General features: G+C 71.4%; 19 protein-coding genes and 1 pseudogene. 11 read left to right on the top strand and 9 right to left on the bottom strand.

The window, feature by feature from the left end:
- Nucleotides 1–520 precede the first annotated feature (520 nt).
- Nucleotides 521–1,006, top strand: a complete 486-nt coding sequence (locus ACIO9K_RS17315; RefSeq protein ID WP_400330634.1) for a hypothetical protein — start codon at nucleotides 521–523, stop codon at nucleotides 1,004–1,006.
- Here ACIO9K_RS17315 and ACIO9K_RS17310 read toward each other — a convergent pair.
- Nucleotides 1,003–1,368, bottom strand: coding sequence for a hypothetical protein (locus ACIO9K_RS17310; protein WP_400330631.1), 366 nt, complete (start codon nucleotides 1,366–1,368; stop codon nucleotides 1,003–1,005). The two genes, ACIO9K_RS17315 and ACIO9K_RS17310, sit on opposite strands and share 4 nt — an antisense overlap.
- A 590-nt stretch (nucleotides 1,369–1,958) precedes the next feature.
- On the opposite strand from ACIO9K_RS17310, the gene ACIO9K_RS17305 reads away from it, so the two are divergent.
- Nucleotides 1,959–3,113 (top strand): oxygenase MpaB family protein, encoded by a 1,155-nt coding sequence (locus ACIO9K_RS17305; RefSeq protein WP_363623560.1) that lies wholly within the window; start codon nucleotides 1,959–1,961, stop codon nucleotides 3,111–3,113.
- 348 nt (nucleotides 3,114–3,461) lie between these two features.
- On the opposite strand, the gene ACIO9K_RS17300 is transcribed toward ACIO9K_RS17305, so the two are convergent.
- Nucleotides 3,462–4,241, bottom strand: a complete 780-nt coding sequence (locus ACIO9K_RS17300) for a hypothetical protein (protein WP_400330628.1) — start codon at nucleotides 4,239–4,241, stop codon at nucleotides 3,462–3,464.
- Between the two features lie 289 nt (nucleotides 4,242–4,530).
- A complete protein-coding gene (locus ACIO9K_RS17295; RefSeq protein ID WP_400330625.1) occupies nucleotides 4,531–6,006 on the bottom strand; it encodes a DUF2079 domain-containing protein in 1,476 nt (491 codons plus the stop codon).
- A 130-nt stretch (nucleotides 6,007–6,136) separates the two neighbouring features.
- Here ACIO9K_RS17295 and ACIO9K_RS17290 point away from each other — a divergent pair, with 130 nt between their 5' ends.
- Together ACIO9K_RS17290 and ACIO9K_RS17285 are read left to right on the top strand one after the other, a co-directional pair.
- Complete coding sequence (locus tag ACIO9K_RS17290; RefSeq protein ID WP_400330622.1) at nucleotides 6,137–6,811, top strand: response regulator transcription factor; 675 nt, start codon at nucleotides 6,137–6,139, stop codon at nucleotides 6,809–6,811.
- The gene (locus ACIO9K_RS17285) at nucleotides 6,804–8,270 is read left to right on the top strand and encodes an ATP-binding protein (RefSeq protein WP_400330619.1); all 1,467 of its coding nucleotides are present in this window, start codon (nucleotides 6,804–6,806) and stop codon (nucleotides 8,268–8,270) included. Before ACIO9K_RS17290 ends, ACIO9K_RS17285 begins: the two co-directional genes overlap by 8 nt.
- A gap of 98 nt (nucleotides 8,271–8,368) precedes the next feature.
- Here ACIO9K_RS17285 and ACIO9K_RS17280 read toward each other — a convergent pair whose 3' ends face one another.
- Both ACIO9K_RS17280 and bla read right to left on the bottom strand, forming a co-directional pair.
- Nucleotides 8,369–9,412, bottom strand: a complete 1,044-nt coding sequence (locus tag ACIO9K_RS17280; RefSeq protein WP_400330616.1) for an MBL fold metallo-hydrolase — start codon at nucleotides 9,410–9,412, stop codon at nucleotides 8,369–8,371.
- Between the two features lie 79 nt (nucleotides 9,413–9,491).
- Nucleotides 9,492–10,427, bottom strand: a complete 936-nt coding sequence (gene bla, locus ACIO9K_RS17275; RefSeq protein WP_400330613.1) for a class A beta-lactamase — start codon at nucleotides 10,425–10,427, stop codon at nucleotides 9,492–9,494.
- 115 nt (nucleotides 10,428–10,542) lie between these two features.
- On the opposite strand from bla, the gene ACIO9K_RS17270 reads away from it, so the two are divergent.
- Both ACIO9K_RS17270 and ACIO9K_RS17265 read left to right on the top strand, forming a co-directional pair.
- Nucleotides 10,543–11,490 (top strand): LysR family transcriptional regulator, encoded by a 948-nt coding sequence (locus ACIO9K_RS17270; RefSeq protein ID WP_400330610.1) that lies wholly within the window; start codon nucleotides 10,543–10,545, stop codon nucleotides 11,488–11,490.
- Nucleotides 11,491–11,561: 71 nt separating this feature from the next.
- Nucleotides 11,562–12,449 carry a serine hydrolase gene (locus tag ACIO9K_RS17265; protein WP_400331066.1) on the top strand — a complete coding sequence of 296 codons (888 nt, stop codon included), beginning with the start codon at nucleotides 11,562–11,564 and terminating at the stop codon, nucleotides 12,447–12,449.
- 49 nt (nucleotides 12,450–12,498) lie between these two features.
- Here the strand turns inward: ACIO9K_RS17265 and ACIO9K_RS17260 are convergent, their stop codons facing one another.
- Nucleotides 12,499–12,711: a hypothetical protein gene (locus ACIO9K_RS17260; protein WP_400330607.1), complete on the bottom strand. Its 213-nt coding sequence runs from the start codon at nucleotides 12,709–12,711 to the stop codon at nucleotides 12,499–12,501.
- Between ACIO9K_RS17260 and ACIO9K_RS17255 the strand changes: the two are divergent.
- The 5 genes and pseudogenes from ACIO9K_RS17255 to ACIO9K_RS17235 all read left to right on the top strand — a co-directional run.
- Nucleotides 12,698–12,859, top strand: a pseudogene (locus ACIO9K_RS17255) (pirin family protein); the annotation flags it as partial. The gene ACIO9K_RS17260 and the pseudogene ACIO9K_RS17255 overlap by 14 nt on opposite strands.
- Before the next feature lie 373 nt (nucleotides 12,860–13,232).
- On the top strand, nucleotides 13,233–13,334 hold the full coding sequence (locus ACIO9K_RS17250) for a DUF6210 family protein (RefSeq protein WP_400331064.1): 102 nt from the start codon (nucleotides 13,233–13,235) through the stop codon (nucleotides 13,332–13,334).
- Nucleotides 13,335–13,818: 484 nt separating this feature from the next.
- Nucleotides 13,819–15,054, top strand: coding sequence for a serine/threonine-protein kinase (locus tag ACIO9K_RS17245; RefSeq protein WP_400330604.1), 1,236 nt, complete (start codon nucleotides 13,819–13,821; stop codon nucleotides 15,052–15,054).
- Nucleotides 15,051–15,593, top strand: coding sequence for a hypothetical protein (locus ACIO9K_RS17240; RefSeq protein WP_400330601.1), 543 nt, complete (start codon nucleotides 15,051–15,053; stop codon nucleotides 15,591–15,593). Before ACIO9K_RS17245 ends, ACIO9K_RS17240 begins: the two co-directional genes overlap by 4 nt.
- 278 nt (nucleotides 15,594–15,871) lie before the next feature.
- Complete coding sequence (locus ACIO9K_RS17235) at nucleotides 15,872–16,900, top strand: hypothetical protein (RefSeq protein WP_400330598.1); 1,029 nt, start codon at nucleotides 15,872–15,874, stop codon at nucleotides 16,898–16,900.
- Nucleotides 16,901–17,164: 264 nt separating this feature from the next.
- Here the strand turns inward: ACIO9K_RS17235 and ACIO9K_RS17230 are convergent, their stop codons facing one another.
- From ACIO9K_RS17230 to ACIO9K_RS17220, 3 genes are all read right to left on the bottom strand, one after another.
- Complete coding sequence (locus ACIO9K_RS17230) at nucleotides 17,165–18,022, bottom strand: phosphotransferase family protein (protein WP_400330595.1); 858 nt, start codon at nucleotides 18,020–18,022, stop codon at nucleotides 17,165–17,167.
- Nucleotides 18,019–18,564, bottom strand: coding sequence for an AAA family ATPase (locus ACIO9K_RS17225; RefSeq protein WP_400330592.1), 546 nt, complete (start codon nucleotides 18,562–18,564; stop codon nucleotides 18,019–18,021). Before ACIO9K_RS17225 ends, ACIO9K_RS17230 begins: the two co-directional genes overlap by 4 nt.
- A gap of 61 nt (nucleotides 18,565–18,625) precedes the next feature.
- Nucleotides 18,626–20,545 (bottom strand): hypothetical protein, encoded by a 1,920-nt coding sequence (locus ACIO9K_RS17220; RefSeq protein ID WP_400330589.1) that lies wholly within the window; start codon nucleotides 20,543–20,545, stop codon nucleotides 18,626–18,628.
- Nucleotides 20,546–20,558: the final 13 nt, after the last annotated feature.

Raw genomic sequence — 20,558 nt, 5'->3', positions numbered from 1 at the left:
GAGGTTGGCATGTCCGGGCAGGGAAGCTGGAAATGCCCGAGCCGTACGCTGGTCGTCCACGTGGCGCCGACGGGGCGGACCCCACCATCCGGTGCGGGGGCACGAGCAGCGGCCCGTCCCGTCGCTGTCTGTCGTCAAGTCACCCGTTCATCAGCCTGGTACGGCGATCGAACGGACGGAGCCTGCGGGCCTGGCTGATGCGGCACCGTCGTGGAAGGTGCCAGCCGTGCTTCACGTGGTGCGGATCGCTGCGCCGGAAGCCCTGGTCGGCGCCCGGTCGTACGCGGCGGTCGGACAGTTGTGCCGCGTTCGCACCCCAGGTCGTCGAGCCGCCCGGACTCCCTACCGGCCGACGCACGCCCCGCCTGACGCCGGCTCGACGCGTTCGGTGGCCGGCCTCGGCTGACGCCGGTCCACGTGGGCGTTGATCGTTTGTTTACCGCCTTCGCGCATGATCCTTCCTGCACAGGGCGCCCCACGCGTTCACGGGCGCGAACAGACGAGAAAGGCACACGGGGAAATGAAGACAACGAAGACGCTGCGGCACATGGCCCTCGGGATGGCGGCCGGCATGCTGGCACTGGTCGGGACGGTGGCGTCGGCAGGGACCGCGCAAGCCTACGACCTGCCCACCGCGGACATGGACGAGCCCGGCATCCTCTACCGCGGCGGCCACATCGAAGCGGGAGACACCCAGCTGATCCTGCAGAACGACGGCAACCTCGTCCTCTACCGGGCCTACCAGGAGGCAAGTCTCGTCCACCCCGTGTGGCAGGCCAACACCTGGGGCTGCGGCTACAAGGCGATCATGCAAGGCGACGGGAACTTCGTCGTCTACGACGCCAACAGCCGCCTCTGCTGGTCCGCCAACACCTTCAAGTCCAGCTCCTTGCAGAAGGCCAGCCTTCAGGTCTCCGCCCGCGGCGGCCTCAAGGTCGTCTTCGTCAACCCCAGCGGCGGCCGGAGCATCAGCTGGGCGACGATCCGCAGCTCGGACCTGTACTAGCTAGCGACCTGGCAGCCCTCGTCGAAGCCGTCGCGGTCCAGCACCACCTTCCGGGCCGGGGCGGACTTCGCCCACTCGGCGTCGCACAAAGCCGCGTCGCACAGAGCCGTGTCGCCCTGACGCCCGCCGCTCTGGACGATGGCGAGCCGGGCGCAGCAGCCGAGGACCCGGGAGGCGTTGCGGCTCCCCTCGGGGTCGCCGAGCCACTTCGCGGCCCACTCCGGGGTGCCCGCAACAGGCGACGCCGAGGCCGACACGGGCGCGGCGGCCGTCGCCGGCGCCCCGCTCGACGTGCGGGCCGCTGCTCCCCCGAGCGCGACGATCACTGCTGCTGCGGCGACAAGCCGCTCCCCCATGTTCATGGTCAGAGAAGGTAGTGGGGCGTACGAACCTTCCGGGCCGCCGGGCAGGCCCTCACCCGGCGGCTTCCCTGGCGGGCCCGGGCTCGGACGCCGGAGCGTTCGCCGCGATCTCGGCCCGCAGCCCGGCCGGGTACAGGCCGATCCGCAGGGCGGTAGGCGGACGACGGGACCGGGAGCACGCCCAGAACTACACCCCGGGCCACGCCACGAGCCCCGACGCGGATACGGCACCCGGCCCCAGCCGCTGTCCACCAACCCCACAGGGCACTGGCTGCACGCCCTGGACGGAGTGGACACGTGGACGCCCGCCATCGAGGTGCTGCGGGACAGTGTCGTGGCGGCGTCCCGGTAGCACGACAGACGGCCCGCCACCGCGCCTCGTGCCGTGGCCGGACGGGTCCACCGTGGTGCCCTTCACTCGTTCGGGGGAGGGCGAAACGTTTTTTCGCTCAGCTGAGGTACGACGTTCCGCCAGGGTCGGAAGCATGCCGCTGCTCGCTGATCCATCTGCCCGGGACGCCATGTCGACCACGGTTCCCGGCACGTGCCGACCGGCGGCTTCCCCCCTCAGCGAAGGAAGGAGCCCTTCTGTGGCTTTGACGACTCAGAACGCGACGCAAGAGCTGGAGGCCGCGGGCCAGGCAGGTGACCCGCAGGCCGATCAGCTCGTCTCCGATCTGATCGACCACAAGGAAATCGACGGCGTCAACGCCCTCTTCCGCACCATCGGGACGCTCAAGCCCGGTCAGGACCTCTCCCAGCTGCCCCAGCGGCTGGCGGACTTCCTGCGGGAGGCCGCGGCGCCGCCGCCGGACTGGTCGGAGGCGGACGTCGACGCCGCGGAGGGCTTCTTCGGCCACCACCACGGCGAAGTGACCATGCTCCAGGGCACCGTCGGCCTGATCGGTACCTACCTCTCCCCCACCGGCGCGTTCACGCTCCGCTCGACCGGGCGGCTCGGCGGCGTCAAGGGCCCGGGCCGGCGCCTGTCGCAGTCGTCCCGGCTGTTCCTCGACATGGGCAACAAGAACGCCCTGCGCGACGGCACCCTCGCGGCGAACGTCACCAAGGTCCGCCTGGTCCACGCCTCCGTACGGCAGTTGCACAAGAAGAGCGGCACGTGGGACTACGCCAAGTGGGGCGAGCCGGTGTCGATCAAATACACCACCGGCGCCTCCTGCGTGTTCAGCGTGCAGATCCTGGAGGCGATGAAGAACCTCGGCATCGACGTCTCCAAGGAAGACGCCCACGGGTTCATGTGTGCCTGGCACTACGTCAACCACTACCTCGGCACTCCCGAGCGGTGGCAACTGCCCAAGGATGCCGACCTGGTCACGCGCATCTGGAACCAGGCGCGCAACGACGAGTGGAAGAAGACCGAGGACGGCGTCTTCATGACGCAGCAGGCCGTCGACTTCTACAAGCAGTTCTACCCCGGCCCCACGCACGACGCGCTCATGGCCCTGGTCCGGCACGCGCTCACCGACGAGTACGCCGACATGGCCGGCGTGCCCAAGGGCGTCCTCGACCTCGCCTCCGGTCCGCTCGCCGCCGGCCACGGCGTGGTCAGCGGCCTGGGCGGCGGGCTCCTCGGCGGTTCCGTCCAGAAGACCACCGGAGTCAACCCCTACAAGGACGTCCTCGGCATGGCCTCCAAGACGTTCAACGAGATCCAGAAGTTCGCGCTCACCCACGACCAGGACGACCAGCCGCAGATGCACCAGGAACTCGGCGACGACCGCTGAGCACCGCACGCCGTGCCCCGCCGACCCCACAGGCCCGGGCGGGGCACGGCGTGAACCACCCCATGGCTCAGCGGAACGGCTCGGTTTCCAGGGGGAGCACAAGGTGGCGCTGTCTCCCGGGGCCGTCACCCAAACCGCCTTCTGCTGCCGGTCCAGGCCCCCAGCACCGGCGACTGCGGGGCGGCGGCCGCGGACCGGACTCGCGCCGTCTCCGTGCCGGACACCGCCTGACCAATGGACGGGAACCCGCCGGGCTCATCCCGGCGCCGTTCAACCGCCCCGGTTTCGATGTCATCTTCTTGTTTTCGACACGTCGTCAGCGCTGCCGGTTCCCCTTCCGGCCGACTGTCACGTGTCAGAACGACGTCGGAGCCATGCCGTGGCCAGCATTCCCAGAACCACCAGCAAACCGCCGACCGCGATCCCGATGTGCTTCGCGCTCAGCAGACGGTTGTTCCTGCCTTCAGCCGCAGCATCGCGCGGAGGAGGGGGGATGGTGGCCCCGGAGCTGGGAGTCTCCGGCCCAGGCTGGCCGCCTTGGGGATTGTCCCCTGCTTGGGGCGACGGGGAGCCGGACGCGCCGCTCCCGTCGGCAGCTCCACCCCCGTACGGAGGAGCGCCGTCACCGCGGTCACCGTCGTCGTGCCTGTCGATGCAGTGGGCAGCCGGGAAGGAGAAAACTCGCTCGTGGCGGTCGAATGCCTTCACCACGAAGAGCGGGTGCTCCCTGAAGAAGTCACGAATCTGCCACTCGTACTGGTTGCTGGTCTGGGTGGGGTAGTTCACGTCCAAATACGTTGAAACATTGAAGCTGTCCCACGGTGCTGCCGGCGACGAGGGTGAGGATGACGCGTCCCCCTGGAGAACGAGAGCCTCCGGCCCGTACCGGCCGTTCTTCAGGATGATTCTGAAGTTCTGGTCGATGAGTACGACACGGCGGGAACTGTGGCAGTCACGCAAGGGATTGTGGTCATGGTGTCGCCCCTCCCCCTCCCCATCCCCGTCCTGGAGCCACATGGAGCCGAACGCATGCCGTGCGGATGCCTGCGCAGCGACGTCCGCCAACGGAGACGCCAGGGCGATTACCGCACCCGCCAGCGACGCTGCGACCCGGGGACGACGATTCATCCAACGACCTCCATGGGTGGCGAACGCGCTGGACCGCCTGTTGGGCGACGCATCCGAATCTCGGAAGAAGTTAAGAGGAGTCGACTCGTCATATCGTGAACATCTCGGGGGAGCCCTCCTTTTGTCACTCAGCCGCAGCAGTTCCGGGAGAAGGAGGTAGGGCGTGGGCCGGTCCGGGCACCGTGACCGGCCTCCCCGGCCTCCCCGGCCCCATCGGCAGTGCCGGCAGTGCCGACAGGGCCGACAGGGCCGCTGGGCCGCTGGGCCGCTGGGCCGCTGGGCCGCCTTGTCATTCCCGCACACCGAGGTGGTAGACGGTGACGCCGCCGGCACTCGCGACGGGACGGTAGCCGGCGGCGGGGAGGGCGCGAAGGGCTTCGGCCTCCTGGCCAGCGGGGAAGAGGCCGTCCCGCGGGTGGTCGGGGGCCGCGACCCAGTCGGGCTTCACACCCGGGCCTCCGGGGTAGTACGGGAAGAGGAAAACCCGTGTGCGGTAGGTGAGTTGGGGTGCGATGCCGTTGGCGGCAGCCACCTGCGCACCGTCCGGGATCACCCGCAGCACCCCGCGCACGGCGTCAGCCGTCGCGTCGCGCTGCCAGGTGGCGGGCCGGGCCAGCTCGGCGAGGGGGCGGAAGGGCAGGGCGGCGACCGTCACCGCGAGCCCGACGGCCACGAGGCCGCAGGCCGTCCACCGCCGCAGGCCGTGCCGCGCGCGGAGCCGGGCCAGGGCGTCGGCGAAGGCGAGGAAGACGATCGGCATCAGGACGGCGCCGTAGTGGAAGCCCGTCCCCCAGTAGGCGGGGTTGGTGGACCAGAACCGCCAGCCCAGCGTCGGCAGGGCGAGCAGGATCAGTGGGGAGCGCAGCGCCAGGAACGCGGTGGGGGCCAGCAGCACGGCGACGGTCCCCCACTTCTGGGCGGGCAGGAGCAGCCTGGTCACGGGGTCGCCGACCGGGCCGTCCACGTTGGAGAGGTAGGTGTAGACGCCGTCGGGATTGAGGGCCGGGATGACGACCAGCACCACCAGCGCCACGGTGGCGGCGGCGAGCGCGACGACGCCCGCGCCGAGTCGGCGGCGACCGTGCCAGAACAGGTAGCAGCCGACGGCCACGACCGTCGCCGCCAGGTCCTCCTTCACGAGCAGCAACGGCAGCGCGCACCACGCGGCCGCACGCCACCTCCGCAGCGTCAGCCGCTCCAGGGCGAAGGCCAACAGCGGTACGGCGAAGGCGATTTCGTGGAAGTCGAAGGCCACCGTCTGCTGCAGGCCGACCGACAGGCCGTACCCGACGCCGATGCCCGCGCCCGCCCACGGACCGGCCGCCCGCGCCGCCACCCTGGTCACCGGGACGGCGGACACGGCGAGCAGCGCCGCCTGGGCGACCAGCAGGGTCAGCGGGGAGGGGAAGGCCCGGTAGAGCGGTGCGAGGGTGGCCAGGATCGGGTGGAAGTGGTCCCCGAGCAGGTGGAACCCCGGCCCCTTCAGCTCGGAGACCGGCGCGCGGCCCTCGGCGTAGCCGCGCACGGCCTGCTCGAAGATCCCCAGGTCGAAGCCGGACGTCCGCAGGTGCAGGTGGCGGGAGACGGACAGCGCGGTGTAGGCGGCGAACAGCACGGCGGCGAGCGCCCAGGGCAGCAGGGCGGTCCGGCCCCGCCGCGGCGGCTCGGGCAGCGGACGGGATCCGGGCCGGGTCCGCAGCTGGGACTGGAGCTGGGACTGGGGTGCGACCGTGGCGCGGGGTGCGCGGGTCAGGGTCAGGGTCACGGGGCTCACCTCGCGGTAGGGCGGACGTGGGGCGACCCCCGAAGCGTCCGACCCGCCCTCTGAAGATCCGCTGAAAGAGCCTGAAAGCACCTTCAGGAACCGTGACACCCCCCGTGACATGCTGAGACGCATGCGCGTACTGGTGGTGGAGGACGAGACCCGGATGGCCGATGCCCTCCGGGACGGGTTGGAAGCGGAGGGCTACACCGTGGACGTCGTCCACGACGGCCGCTCCGGCCTCTGGTACGCGCGCACCGGCGACTACCGGGCGATCGTGCTGGACGTCATGCTCCCCGGCCTCAACGGCTACCGGGTCTGCGCCCAGCTGCGCCAGGAAGGCGTCACCACCCCCATCCTGATGCTCACCGCCAAGGACGGCGAGTACGACGAGATCGAGGCCCTGGACACCGGCGCCGACGACTACCTCGCCAAGCCCTTCTCCTACCCGGTCCTGGTCGCCCGGCTACGCGCCCTGGTCCGCCGCGGCGGCGCCGAACGCCCGCCCGAGCTGACCGTCGGCGACCTGGTCCTCGACCCCGCCGACCGCTCCTGCCGCCGCGCGGGCACCCCGGTCGCGCTCACGCCCCGCGAGTACGCCGTCCTGGAGTGCCTGGCCGAACGCCCCGGCGAGGTCGTCGCCAAGACCACCATCCTCGACCAGGTCTGGGAGAGCGGCTACGAGGGCGACCCGAACATCGTCGAGGTGTACGTCAGCGCGCTGCGCCGCAAGATCGACGTCCCGTTCGACCGGAACTCCATCGTCACCGTGCGCGGTACCGGCTACCGGCTGGACTCCCGTGGCTAGGCCGCCGCGGCTGCTGCGCTCACTGCGCTCGCTGCGGGCCCGTTCCGCGGCGGCGGCCGGCCTGGCCGCTGCCGCCGCCTTCACCGCGGGCGCGTTCTGGCTCAGCCACAGCCTCTACGACTCCCAGTCGGACGACGCGAAGGCCGCCGCGCAGGCCCGCCTCGACGTGGCGGTCGCGGACATGCGCACCGGCCACGTCCCGGCGAGCGGGCTGCTCGGCGGCGACCGCGCCTACGCCCTCGTCCTGGACTCCGGCCGGCTCCTGGAGGTCAGCCCCGACCTCGAACCCTTCCGTGCCCAGGTCGCCGCCCAGCTCACGCCGCTGCCCGAAGGCGAGCAGGTCTCCCGCACCCTCACGCTCGGCGCCCCGGCCGCCGGCACCGCGAGCCGTCTGGCCCACCACACCCTCCCCCTGTACGGGCAGAGCGCCAGCGGCATCGACGGCTACTCCCTGCGGTCCGGCTTCGGCGAACCCGACCGGGGCGAGCGCACCGTCACCGCCTACCTGCTCGTACCGCCCTGGGACGCCGAACGCGTCCAGGAATCCGTCCAACGGCTGCTGCTGGTCGCCGGGCCCTTCGCCGTCCTGCTGGTGGCCGCCATCGCCTGGGCGGTCACCGCCCAGGCGATGCGCCGGGTCGAGGCGATCCGCGCCCAGATGGCCTCCATCACCGCCCAGCACCTCGACCGGCGCGTCCCCGTCCCGCCCACCGCCGACGAGATCGCCCACCTCGCCACCACCACCAACCAGACCCTCGAGAAGCTCGACCACGCCGTCACCGCCCAGCGCCGCTTCGTCGCCGACGCCTCCCACGAACTACGCAGCCCCCTCGCCGGACTGCGCACCTCCCTGGAGGTCGCCCTCACCCACCCCGACCGCACCGACTGGCCCACCGTCGTCCGCGCCGCACGCGCCGACACCGTCCGCCTCCAGCACCTCGCCGACGACCTGCTCCTGCTCGCCCGCCCACCCGTCGCCGCACCGGCCCACCACACCCGGGTCGAACTCACCGACCTCGCCCGCGACGTCGCCGCAGAACTCCCGCAGGGCACCAGCCGGATCACCGTCCACGCCGACCGCCCGCTGGAAGTCCCCGGCAACGCCGCCCAACTCCACCGCCTGCTCCGCAACCTGCTGGAGAACGCGCTGCGCCACGCCGCCGACCGCGTCACCGTCACCCTCACCGAGGACCACGGCCCCGACGGTCACTGGGCCGTCCTCGAAGTCCTGGACGACGGCCCCGGCATCCCGGCCCCCGACCGCGAGCGCGTCTTCGCCCCCTTCACCCGTCTCGACGAGGCCCGCACCCGCGACACCGGCGGCGCCGGACTCGGCCTCGCCATCGCCCGCGACCTGGCAACCCGCCACCACGGCACCCTCACCCTCGCCGACTCCCCCACCGGCGCCCGCTTCCTCCTCCGACTCCCCCTGCCACCACACCCCGCCCACACTCCGTGAGCCCCGCCCGGACCAGCCGCTCACCGGCGATCCCCCCGGCTCCACGCCAGGAGGTCGAACTCACCGGTATTGCCCCTGGCCGGGCATGATCCGGACGGTCAGCAGCAGGTGTGCGGTGCCGCGACGGCCCGGGCCGTCGGCTCCTCGGCATCGGCGATCCGGCCGCGCAGCATCGCGTCCATGACCGCCATGTACCGCTGCGTCCGGGGGCCGCCGAGGAGGAAGGGGTTCGCGGCGCCGGGCGGCTGGTGGCGCAGTTGTTCGGCGCGTTCGAGGCCGTGGTCGTTCGGGTGGTTGGAGAGCTCGACCTCCACGTTCGCCCGGCGCATGACGGCCCGGAAGGCGTGGGCGGACGCGAGGAAGGTGCGCAGCTCCTCCTCCGTCGAGGGCGGGTTGAGGCCGCCCCACAGCATCGCGCTGTGGTGCCGGCGGCCGGCCCGGACGGGGATGACCGGGGAGACGGTGCCGGGGGTGTGGCCCGGGGTGTGGTGCAGCTCGATCGTCGTGCCGCCGAGCGTGAGCTGCTCGCCGTCCGCGATGTCGAGGTCCCGGGCGGGGGCGTCGGCCGGGCGGGTGCGGGCGAGGAGGTCCCAGTCGGCCGGGGACATGTGCACGCGGGCGCCGTAGCGGTCGGCGAGGGTCTGCGCGCCACCGAAGTGGTCCGAGTGGCCGTGGGTGAGGACGACGTGCTTGATCGCCGCCGGATCGGCTCCGACCGCGCGCAGCCCGGGGACGATGACGGCGTCGGCGTCGGCCGGGGAGGTGAGTGCGTCGATCAGCACGATACCGTCGTCCGTCAGCACCGCCATCGCGGAGACCCAGCCCGCGCTCAGGAGCACGAGGTTGTCGAACAGCTTGACGGGCGCCGGCGCGGGCAGTTGGGGAAGGTCGGAGCCGGGGGTCAGCGCCGTCACCAGGGCGCGCAGCACGGGGTCGTCGCCGGCGAGGCGGCGGGCGCGGTCGTAGTGCGGGCGGGAGGCGGACGGCGTACCCGCGGAGGTGGAGGCCGGGGCCGACGCGGAGGCCGGGGTCGAGGCGGCGATCGGCACGGCTCCGGCGGCGATGCCCAGGGCGGCGAGCTGGGCGAAGCGGCGTCTGGTGAAGTCGGCGTCCGTGGCGGTCCGGCGGGTGGGGTGGATCACGGCGGTCGGGGCTCCTGGTGGTCGGGGCTCTTGGCGGTCGGAGGTATTGGCGGTCGGGGCTCTTGGCGGTCGGGGGTGTTCAGCCGAGGGCGCCGACGACGGTCTTCGTCGCCTGGGCGATCAGCGCGTCGTCGGAGGTGGCGTCGGCCTTGCCGCGGTCGGACATGACGACGATCACGACCGGGCTCCGGCCGCCGGGGGGCCATGCGACGGCGACGTCGTTGCGGGTGCCGTAGCCGCCGTTACCGGTCTTGTCGCCGACCTTCCAGTCGGTGGGCACGCCCGCGCGGACGTAGGGGGCGCCGGTGGTGTTGCCGATGAGCCAGTCGGTCAGCAGTCGGCGCCGGTCCTCCGCGAGGACGTCGCCGAGGGCGTAGCGGCGCAGGTCGGCGGCGAAGACGCGGGGGGCACTGGTGTCGCGGGTGTCGCCCGGGGTCGCCTCGTTGAGCGTCGGCTCGGTGCGGTCGACGCTGGTGGTCGGGTCCCCGAGGTCGCGCAGCGACTGCTGGACGGCCGCCGGGCCGCCGAGCTCGGCCATGACGAGGTTGGCGGCGGTGTTGTCGCTGTACTGGATCGCGGCGGCGGCCAGATCACGCACCTTCATGCCGGTGGCGACGTGCTGCGAGGTGATCGGCGCCCACGCCAACACGTCCTCCTGGCGGTACGCGACCACCTTCTCCAGTTCCTCGTCGGAGGCCTTGCGCAGCAGGGCGCCGGCGGCGAGCGACTTGATCGTGGACGCGAACGCGAACCGCTCGTCGGCCCGGTAGGCGATCTCCCGGCCACTGCCGGTGTCCACCGCGTACACGCCGAGGCGGGCGCCGAACTGCTGCTCAAGTCCCTTGAAGGAAGCGCTCGTCGTATCCGTCGAAGGCGTCGCGCTGGATGCCGGGGCGGGTGTGCCGGCAGCTGCATGGCTACTGAGTCCCGCAGAGCCGCACCCGCTCAACAGGGTGGCCACGAGCAGGGCCACGGCGGGCAGCGCGGTACGGGGGCGGCGGAGGGCAGGCGTCATCGGTGGTCTCCCAGGTGGTTCGTGTCGTCACCCTCAGCTAAACAGGCCACCGGGCCATCAGTCCAAGACCACTATGGTGAAGAGATCGATACGAGAATGCCTATGATTGCTGGCCATGGACCTGTTGGGGCACCTACGCCACTTCCGCGCTGTCGCCGAGGACCGGCACTTCGGCCGCGCCGCCGAGCGCCTGCGGATCGCCCAGCCCTCGCTCTCCCAGCGGATCAAACGCCTGGAGCGCGAGCTCGGCGTGACCCTGTTCGACCGCGGCCCGCGCGGAGTCGAGCTCACCCCGGCGGGCCTGCTGCTGCTCGCGGAGGCGAAGGAGGTGCTGGAGAGCACCGCCCGCCTCCTCGCCACCGCCGCCGACCTGCGCACCGGCCGGGCGGGCACCCTGCGCGCGGCCGTGCCGCCCGAGCTGGGGCCGGCCGTCCTGGCCGCGCTGCTCACCGGCTTCGAGAGCGCCTCCCCCGGCACCCGGCTCGAACTGCGGGAACTGCCGGTCGCGGTCATGGCGCGCGAACTCGCCCAGCACACGGTCGACGTCGCCGTCGTCCGCCACCCGTGCCCGGCCGCCGGGCTGGCGTTCGGGCCGGTCCTGCACCAGCCGCTCGGCGTCCTGCTCGCCGCCGGGAGCCCGGACGCCGACCGCCCGGAGCTGGCGGTGGCCGAACTGACCGGCCGACGCCTGGTGTTCTTCCCCCGCGCCACCGCCCCCGCGCTGTACGACGAGATGCTCACCACCCTGACCCGGCACGGCTGCACTCCCGAGGCCGTCGTCGACCCGCCCGGCCCGGACGTCGCGGGCGCACTCGTGCTCACCGGCAGCGCCGTCGCCCTGGTGCCACGCACCACGCCGCCACCGGGTACAGTCTGGCGTCCGCTGACCGGCACCCCGCTGGCCTGGCGCACCTCCACGGCCTGGCCGACCGGGAGCGGCGGCCCCGCCGTCCGACTGTTCGCCGAGGCCGCCCACGAGGCGCTGACCGAACACGGCGGCCTCCTGCCCCAGCCGCCCAACCCCCCGCTCTTCCCCCGGCCCGCAATGGAGTTCCCGCTGTGACCAGCGACCGCGCCCACGGCAACCGCGCATCCGGCTACCGCCCCGCCGGCGCCTGCACCGCACGCGCCCGCATCGCCGCCGCCTTCGCCGACGCCGGCGTCAGCGGCCGGCTGCACGTCCGCGACCTCGACACCGGCACCGAGATCGCCCTCGACGCCGACACCCCGGTCAGCACCGCCAGCGTTCACAAGCTCTGCCTCCTGGTCACGCTCTTCCGCGAGGCCGCCGCCGGACGGATCGACCTGACCCGCCAGGTGGACGTCCCCGCCGCCGGCCGAACCTCCGGGGGCACCGGCCTGGCCGCCATGCTCGACGCCGCCCGGCTCTCCCTGCGCGACCTCGCCTACCTGACCGTCGCCGTCAGCGACAACGCCGCCGCGGACGTCCTCTGGGACGAGATCGGCCTCGACACCGTCAACCGCACCATGGCCGACCTCGGCCTGACCCGCACCGTCGCCGTCCACAAGCTCCGCGACCTCATCGCCGCCCTCGCCGAGGACACCGGCCACGACTCCCCGGTCGACCCCGCCGTCGTCGCCCGCCTCAGAGTCCTCGACCCGGCGTTCACCAACCGCAGCACCGCCCGCGACATGACCACCCTGCTCGCCGCCCTCTGGCACGGCGACGCCTGCCCCGGCGAACACGGCGCCGCCCTCCGCCGCCTGCTCGGCCTCCAGGTCTGGCCGCACCGCCTCGCCTCCGGCTTCCCCTACGACGACGTCCGCGTCCACGGGAAGACCGGCACCCTCCCGACGCTGCGCCACGAGGTCGGCGTCGTCGAATACCCCGACGGCGGCCGCTACGCCCTCGCCGTCTTCACCCGCGCCGCCGCCACCACCATCACCCTCCCCGCCGCCGACGCCGCCATCGGCACCACCGCCCGCCTCGCCGTCGACGCCCTGCGCGCGATGGCGGCCGGGAGGGGCGACGGCCCGTCAGCAGATCAACAGGTCCCGTGACCTGCGAGCTCACGCAACGAGCTCGGCTCGCGGTTCAACTCCCGGCGCCCTATCGAACGCTGTAGTTCAGGATGATGGTGGGGTCGTCGGCAGTGGTGTACTCCGGGGTGCCGTCGCCGGCGATGGTCCGGTAGGCGCCGGTGCCGCCGACGATCGCCACCGGGAACTGCTTTCCAGGGTTGGGGACGGTGCGTTCGCGCATGGTGCTCACGTGCACTTCCCCGCCGGCCAGGCGCAGGATCGCCTTGTCGTGGAACTTCATCGGCCGATCCGGTGAGGAGATCGTACAGGCACGAAACGACTGGGAGAAGGGTGTTCGGTTCGGCGAGGTGCACGGTTACGACGGCGCCCGACTGCCGGCTCCGGAGCTTCCCAGCGTCCCGCTGAAATCGCGCGGTCGGATGCGCTGACCTGCGGCGATGCCCCTCGCTTTAGTCTGCGAAGCCTTCCTGGTGGCGGACGTGACCGGAGTGACCCGGGATCGGCGCGAGCTGGGGCTGGCCGCCCGGCTGGGTGCCCCGACAGAGCGGCATTCAGGGCTTGGCGAATCTCATGTGTGACTGTCTGCGGCAGGGCCTGGCCGGATCGATGCTGACTTTCTGCTGACCTTTCTGACGGCACGTCGGGTTCTTTCGTGTCGGTGAAGCTCGAGGGCGCAGGGGGTGGGTTCGCCGTCCTTCGTGGGTCAGGTGGGGTGGGCTGCGAGGCTGGTGAGGCGGGCGGGCGTCATGCGGTGGGACTACGCGTTGGGCCTGCGGCGGAACCTCCGAGGAGCCGCACACTCTGTTCCTGGACGAGAGCCGGATCCGCGAGGCCCATGAGGCCTGGGTACCGGTGATCACGTCGGACGGCCCGGCAGTGCTGGTGTGGTTCAACTCGGACTGAACCCGGCGTACAGGCCGACTCCATCCGCCGTACCAGGGGCTTTGCCCCCGGAAGGGCCTCTGACCTGCGTCGGAGGCCCTTTCCGCTCTTTCAGGGGCTTGCCGTGTTACGCGGCCGAAAGTCCCTCGAACATCCCTCAGACAGCGCTGAAAGTCCCTGAAAAGTCCCACGGATTGATCTTTGGTGGGCGGCCGGCGGCCGGGGCCTGGATCACCGGAGTCGGTCGCTTGAGGGACCAAGAGTCGGGGCAGGCTGAGGGTGCCCTGCTTGGATGGCGAGAAAGGGTCGCCCGCGGAAATCGCTTCATGATCGCTCCCGGCGGACAACTGGTGGGCATCCGTGCAGCGAGCGTGCACGGTGGTGGACAACGCGCCGTCCTTGCCGGTTCGCGGACAGCGGGCTTGGCTGTAGGTTCCCCACAGGTATCGTGGCGTTCGCCGACATGAGGACAGCGAGGTTGGCTGGGGATGCGGACGAGGGGGTGATGAGCATCGACGTGATCGCCGATCGGTATGAGCTGCTGGAAAACCTCTCGGTCGGAGAGGCCCAAGTCTGGGCCGGCCACGACCGGATGCTCGACAGGAAGGTCGCACTCAAGCTCACCCGGGCGTCGCGCGCTCATGCTGCCGTTCGAGGTCGCTTTGCCCGCGAGGCCGAACTGATGATGAAGCTGCGCGACCTCCGCATCCCGGAGGTGTACCAGCTCGGCGCCGCTGCACGGTGGGGCGACGCGCGGGTCGACTACATGGCGATGGAGTACGTCTCTGGAGCCCTTGTCGCCGCCCTCGCGGAGGACCTGGCGCGGTTGACGGTCTCGCAAGCCGTGGCTCTTGCAGCATCGACCGCCCAAGTCCTTGAAGGTGTCCACGCACGAGGGGTCGTCCATCGCGACATCAAGCCGAGCAACTTGATTATTGATAGGACTGGCGCCGTTACTCTGATTGACTTCGGGATCGCCATCCCTTCTGGGTCTGTGAGAGCAACTGATCTCGGGGGCGAAGGCATCACGGGCAGCCCGTCCTACATGGCGCCGGAACAGCTAGCGGATGATTTTGCTGCCCCCAGTGCAGATGTCTATTCTCTTGGCGTCGTCCTGTTTCGCCTCATCAGTGGCCAAGTTCCATTCGCGGCAGAGGCGGCTTCGCCGTTGGAGCTTCTTGAGAAGAAGGTGAACGAGGCTCCGGAGCCGCCATCGGCCTACCGCGGCGATATCCCGAATGGGCTTGATTCCCTCATCTTGAGAATGTTGGACAGGCAGCCGGATGCCAGGCCATCGGCGGCGGAGGTGGGAGAAGCGCTTATCCCATTTATGCCCCCAGGGAGTTGGACTCATCCCGAACGCCTGCATTCGGGGCACGGTACCTCGGCCTTCAAAGTGCGAGCTCCCATCAGCGATGAGACTTTCACGCGCACCCAAGCAGGCAGAGCCTCGGGCGGCCCCCCAGTAAGCTCGGCTCCCCTGGCCGCCCTGGGGATCACGGGGCCGGTCGAGTTGAGGAGACTGCAGGAGCTTCGGCGAAAGGCAGCGCTGCTTCGGCAAGATGGCCGCGAAGATGCCGGGTTGCTCGCCGACCAGATAACTGATGGTGAAATCGAGGCGGCGCACAGCAGCCTCGATGGCGCGCTTGCGCGACTGTTTATGCGTTTGGGTCCTCCGCCCGAGCCAACGAACAATCATTTTGCCGATCTTGGGTCCGATGGTGGAGGGGCGCAGAAGTGACTGGCTCGGTCGAGAAGCAGCCGCCAGAGGACCTTATGGTGAGTGCGGGGCTGGAGATTGCCGCGCGGTGGGGCGAGGCGGTAGGGCCTGAGAAGCTGAAAATTGCTTTGCAGGCCCTTGAACCCCAGCTTAAGCGCGAACATGAAGCACGCATGAGGAGAATGGATGATCTTCGCGCGCGCGAGGAGAGGCGTGCTTCGGCAGATGACGTCGAAGCGAAGCGCTCTGCGGCATTGGAAAAGATGAAAGCTGAGCTAGCGCTCCGCGAGTCGGATCGTCGGCGGACTCACGTATACCGAATGAGCGGGATGATCGCGGGCGTCGTCCTCTCTCTGGCGCTGCTAGGGGCTGCCGTAGCCGTGGCCCCGACTCAGCCATGGCTTGCTTCGGCGCTCTCTGGGCCAAGTCTCATTGCTCTAGCGAAGATCTTCGTGCTGCGTCGCGATGATCAGCCTCATGACCCGCCGCCTCACCGGCGAATCCACCCCGACCTGGCGCAGAACCCGACCTCGACAAGCAGCGACGAAATGCCCACTTAGGCGAGCCACACCTCGGGGACACGCCGTCCTGTCGCCGCGTACGGTGCCTGCGGCCGATCGGGTGGAAGACTGCCGGGCGGCTTGCTCCCGCAGGTCCCACTCCGGCAACCTTTGCCCAGGTCTTGCGGGAGATCCCTTCGCCCCACCGGAACCGACCACTCGGTGAACCGCGGCGAACCAAGCCGGCCAGGCAGCCCGTGCCTCACCCTCAGTACTCGCCGCACCGACACCCCGTTGTCGTGCTCCGAGGTCGGCGGCAGCACGGGAACAGGACCCTCATGCGCACGCGCGCCAACCGCCGACTCCTCTGCCGGTACACCGGCGACTCGGCCTGGTACTTCGCCCGAAGCAGCCGGGACGCCCGCGCCGGCATCCGGGCCGCCGGCGACGATCAAGCCCTCATCGAGTACCACTTCCTCACCAAGTTCAGCGGCGGTTTCGCCTACGCGGCCCACCCGGTCGCCATCCGCGCCACCCGCGTCCTGGACGATCGCACCGAAGTCCTCCTCGACGACCACGCGTACACCAGCCGCCCTGACCACCCCTACGACGTCGCCGACCACGCGATCAGGAGCATCCTGCCTTCCGGCACCAGCCCGCACCAGCTCACCGGCGTCTGCGGACTACGGGTCGGACACATCGACGACCGGGGCCTGCACCTTCGCCTGCTCCAGGCCCCGACCGCACACCTCACCCTCATCGGCCCTCCGCCCAGCCGATGGCGCCAACTTCTCGCCGACCTGCGGAACGACACGACCGAGGACGGGGCGCCGGTGCTGTGGGATCGTCCGCAACTCGCGGCGGTAGAGCGCGACTTCCGTAACCACCACGGTGAATGGGACGACGAAGAGGCCAAGATGCGCTGGCTCACCAGCGGTCTCTTGCGCCGCATTGGGCTGTGGCACACCGTCTCCACGGCCTTCTGCAGCCGCTACTGGCAGCGCGGAGACCAGACCATGATCTGGGAACTGCGCCACGCCTACGGCGTCCGCCCGGCCCACGACGAACTCGCGGCGGCGTTCCGCAATCCGGTATGGGGGCACCCGCTAACCATCTTGAAGTCCCACTGCGACTGTCACCACCGTCGACCCGACCCGGGTAACCGACCGCACCCGGACTTCGGGCGGCAGTGCCTGTTCGAGTTCCACCACCCCGACCACCCCGGCGTGATCCAGGTACGGTTCAACACCGAGGCCCCCCGCGTTGAGGACGAACCGAAGGTCCACGCCGCCCTGACGGCCGCCCGCGCGAACGCGGTCTGGCTGGAACGGGTGCTCCCGGCCCGCAGGTTCAGGGCCACCGGCTGAGCCAGTCCGCCCACCTGTCATGAGAGCGATGCCGACAGCCCCGGCTGCCCAGTCTCCTCCAGTTCGACGAAGCCGCCTTTGGTGGCGGCCGGGGAGGCAGGACGAGCACTAACGACAGACCGCGGAACCTTGCCCAAGCGAGCGAAGATCCCTACAGCATCGTTCCGTGCACTCCGTGGCCCGGCGTGGCGCTGACTGGTTGGCGCCCCGCCCGCCGTATTTGCAGATCCGAGGGCCCGTGAACCCCTGGCACCGACCGCTGGGCTACATGGCGGCCATGGCGGCACGAAGTGCAGCGTGGCCCTCCTGAGAGAAATCGTCATGGCCGGCGGCGGCAGCTGAGACGGCGATTGCGGCAGCGTCCCCGATCCCGCACCACTGGATGAGGCGTTGTTCGTCCTCCGTGGGCTGTCGGTCGTACCCGTCGTAGAAGGCGGTGGCGAGGTCGGCCCGGTGGCGCAGGGTGCGCTGGGTGATGCGGAGAAAGTCCCGGCCGGCGGCTTCGTAGCGGCTGGTCTCGAAGTCGATCACGGCGATTCTGAGCCGCCCGCGCTCGTCGGTGTTGGCGAGGAGGTTGCGGGCGGTGAGGTCGAGATGGGAGGGCTGGGCCGTCTGCGGAGGCAGGGTCTCCAGCTGGTTTATGGCGGCCAGGGCGAAGTCGAGTTCGGCGGTGCTGAGGGGGTGGGTCGGGCCGGTGAGCTGGGCACGCAGGTAAGCGGCGCGCTGGCGGCCGAAGTCCGTGATCGTCTGCGGCGGGCCGGCTTCGTGGAGACGGCGCAGTAGTTGGCCGGTCTGCCGGTAGGCGTCCTGCTCCTGGGCGGTGGTGAGGGTGGCGAGGTCGAGGCGGATGCCGGGCAGCGCGGTCATGAGCAGCACTCGGGCGTCCTCGTCGGCGTCGACCAGCTGGGGTGCCGCTGTGCCGAGGACGGATGTCCAGGTGCGCAGCGCGTGCAGCTCGCGGGTGAAGCAGTCCGGGCTGTTGTTCGCCTTGAGGACGAAGTGCTGGCCTCCGGGGCGACGCAGGAGGCGGACGGTTGCGGTGGTGCCGGGCCAGCTGAGGTCGGCGACGACCTCCGCTGGCCCGGTGAGGCGCGCTATCGCCTCGGAGACGGCGGTGGTCACAGGGCGCCGATGGTCTTCAACGCCTGGTCGGCGACCTGGCGAGGGGTGAGGAGGGCGGTGTCGATGACGCTGGCGTCGGCGGCGAGCCAGCCGTCGTACGCCTCGGTGTAGACCGGCAGCTTCTTGCGGCGGAAGGCGCGGACCTTCTCGCTGCGCGCCTCGTTGTCGGGGAACTCGACGCTGGCGTCGATTCGGGCGCTGACGGTGACCGGGTCGGCGTGGAGCAGGAGGTGCTGGAGCGGGATACCGGCGGCCCGGATGGCACCGTGGATTTCGGCGGCGTAGTCCTGGCGCAGCAGGGTCATCGGGATGATCACCGGGTGGCCGTCGTTTTCCCGGTGGCAGTGGACGGCGAACTCGGCGACCAAGGGGCGCCAGGCCGGGTTGTCCTGGAAGTCCTTGTACTTGCCGGGGAAGACCTGGCGCAGGAGGAAGCCGACCTCCTCGGCGTCGAAGAGGATGGCGCCGGGCAGCTCGTCCTGCAGGGTGGTGGCGAGGGTGGTCTTGCCGCCGCCGAAGGGCCCGTTGAGCCAGATGATCACGGGGTCTCGCTTTCGTCGCTGGGTGCTGGTTGTTGGGCCAACTGCGGGAGCTGGCCGAGGGTTACGACGTGCGGGTACTGCTGCCAGGGTTGCACCCGGCGGGCAGGACGGGCACGCGCCGCTGGTGGAGGGCGAGGTGGAACCGGTCGGCGTTGACGAGCCAGAGCCGGTCGAGTTCGGGCACTAGGCCGGTGGGGACGTCGAGGTCGACGGTCAGCGGCCCTGGCGCGAGGTCGGTGGTGGCGTGGGCGTAGCTGCCGGAGCGGCTGCTGCGCGGGCGCAAGTGGACGACGAGCAGGCCGCGTTCGGGGCCGTCGACGGTGAGGGTGAAGCGCCGACCGGGGTGGACGGCGGCGGGGGCGTGGACGGTCAGCGGGGGCTGGTCTGCGGGGCGGCTGTGGGCGGGCCCGCAGCGCGGGCAGGTGACGGCGATGCGGTTGCAGGGGCCGAGCACGCTGGTGAGGTGCTCCGCGGTCAGCGGCATCGCGCAGTGCGGGCACGGCTGAGCCGGCGTTGTGCGGAGGATTCGGTGGGTGGCGCGCAGCGCGGTGAGCTGGCGGCCGAACGCGCCGCCGCGGGTGCGGGTGAGCAGGGCGAGCGCGTGCTCGGCCCACTGGTCGGCGAGGCGTTCCAGCTCCTCGTGGTCGAGGAGTCCGGTGGGGGCGGCGCGGCGCAGGAGGGTCTGGGCACCGCTGCGCGCTTCGCCCATGGACCGTAGGCACTGGTCGAGGCCCGGGTCTGGACGGCGGGCGAGGGAGTCGCCGAGGGCCGCCTCGAACAGGGCGGCCTCGGCAGTGCGCTGCGTCCAGTCGGCCAGTTCCCGGTCTTGCTCGAGAGCGAGGACGGCGGGCGGACGTGGGGGGCTGGTGCGGGGTGCGGGGGTTGCGGGGCGGTCGCTGTGCACCGGATGGGGGTGGTGGTCGGGGTCGCCGAGGAGGATCGCGGCCGGTCCGGTGAGTCCGCGTTCGGCGGCGCGTCGGTTGGTGTCCATGGTGACGGTGCCGAGGTCGGCCCCGGTGTGGAGGAGGTCGGCGGCTGCGTGGGGGTCTTCGGTGGCGGTGTCGGCGTCGCCACGAAGGAGACCGAACACGGCGGCTGGGTGCCCGTCGACGGCGTCCAAGGCGAGGTTCACCGTGGTGGGGTACTGCTCGTCGGGGCCGAGGGTGATGGCGTTGCAGACGTAGAGGCCCAGGACGTCGGCGTGCAGGTCGTGTGGGTGGTGGATGGTGAGGCCGCTGGACGGGGCGGCCTTGCACCGGGTGGGGGTGCAGCCGCCGGGGACGAGGTGGCCGGTGCGGGTGGTGCGTTCGGCGTCGCCGGGCAGGCCGCACAGCACGGCGGTGCCGAGGTGGGCGTGGGCGGCGGAGCCGTGCGCGTCGACCAGCAGGGTGCGCCAGGGGGAGCCGATTGCGTCGGCGGTGGTGAGCCGGGGCGCGCCGGGCTTGTGGAGGTGGCGGGAGCGGCCGGTCGTGCCGTCGATCAGCGCAGATGCCCCGTTCGGGGTCGAGGGGGCGGCGAGGATCTTGGCGAGGAGGAACACGGCGGCGGGTACGTCGCGTCCGGTGAGCAGTCCGAGGCGGGTGCCGTGGCGGGTCCAGGTGTCGAGGGCAGGCAGCAGGTCGGCGAGGGTCAGGTGGGCGGGGTCGGCGGTGAGCAGGACGCTGCCGCCGGCCGGGCCGGGGTCGGCGAGGGCCTGGGTGAGGGTCGGGTAGTGGTGGTGGGGGCGGCCAAGCGCGGTGGCGGCGAGCCGGCCCAGCCGCGGGTCGTCGCCGGTGGACACGACGCGGGCGCACGCCCGGGCCGGGCGCGGGAGGGGCCCAGCGGCGGTCCCGTAGCGGGCGAGGACGGCGGCGATCCGCTCGTCGCGCGCCTGCTCGCCGGTGGCCAGGAGGGGAACGGTCGCGTCGGTGAGCAGGGCCTGGGCGTGGTCGAGGCCGATCGCCCAGGCGTAGCCGTCCGGTAGGTGCGCAGCGGCGTTCACCGCGCCTCCAGCC

The organism is Kitasatospora sp. NPDC087271, assembly GCF_044744605.1.
In the GTDB taxonomy this organism is placed as follows: domain Bacteria; phylum Actinomycetota; class Actinomycetes; order Streptomycetales; family Streptomycetaceae; genus Kitasatospora.
Note: the sequence above shows the minus strand (reverse complement) of the source record. Positions and strands in the feature narration are given on the sequence as shown.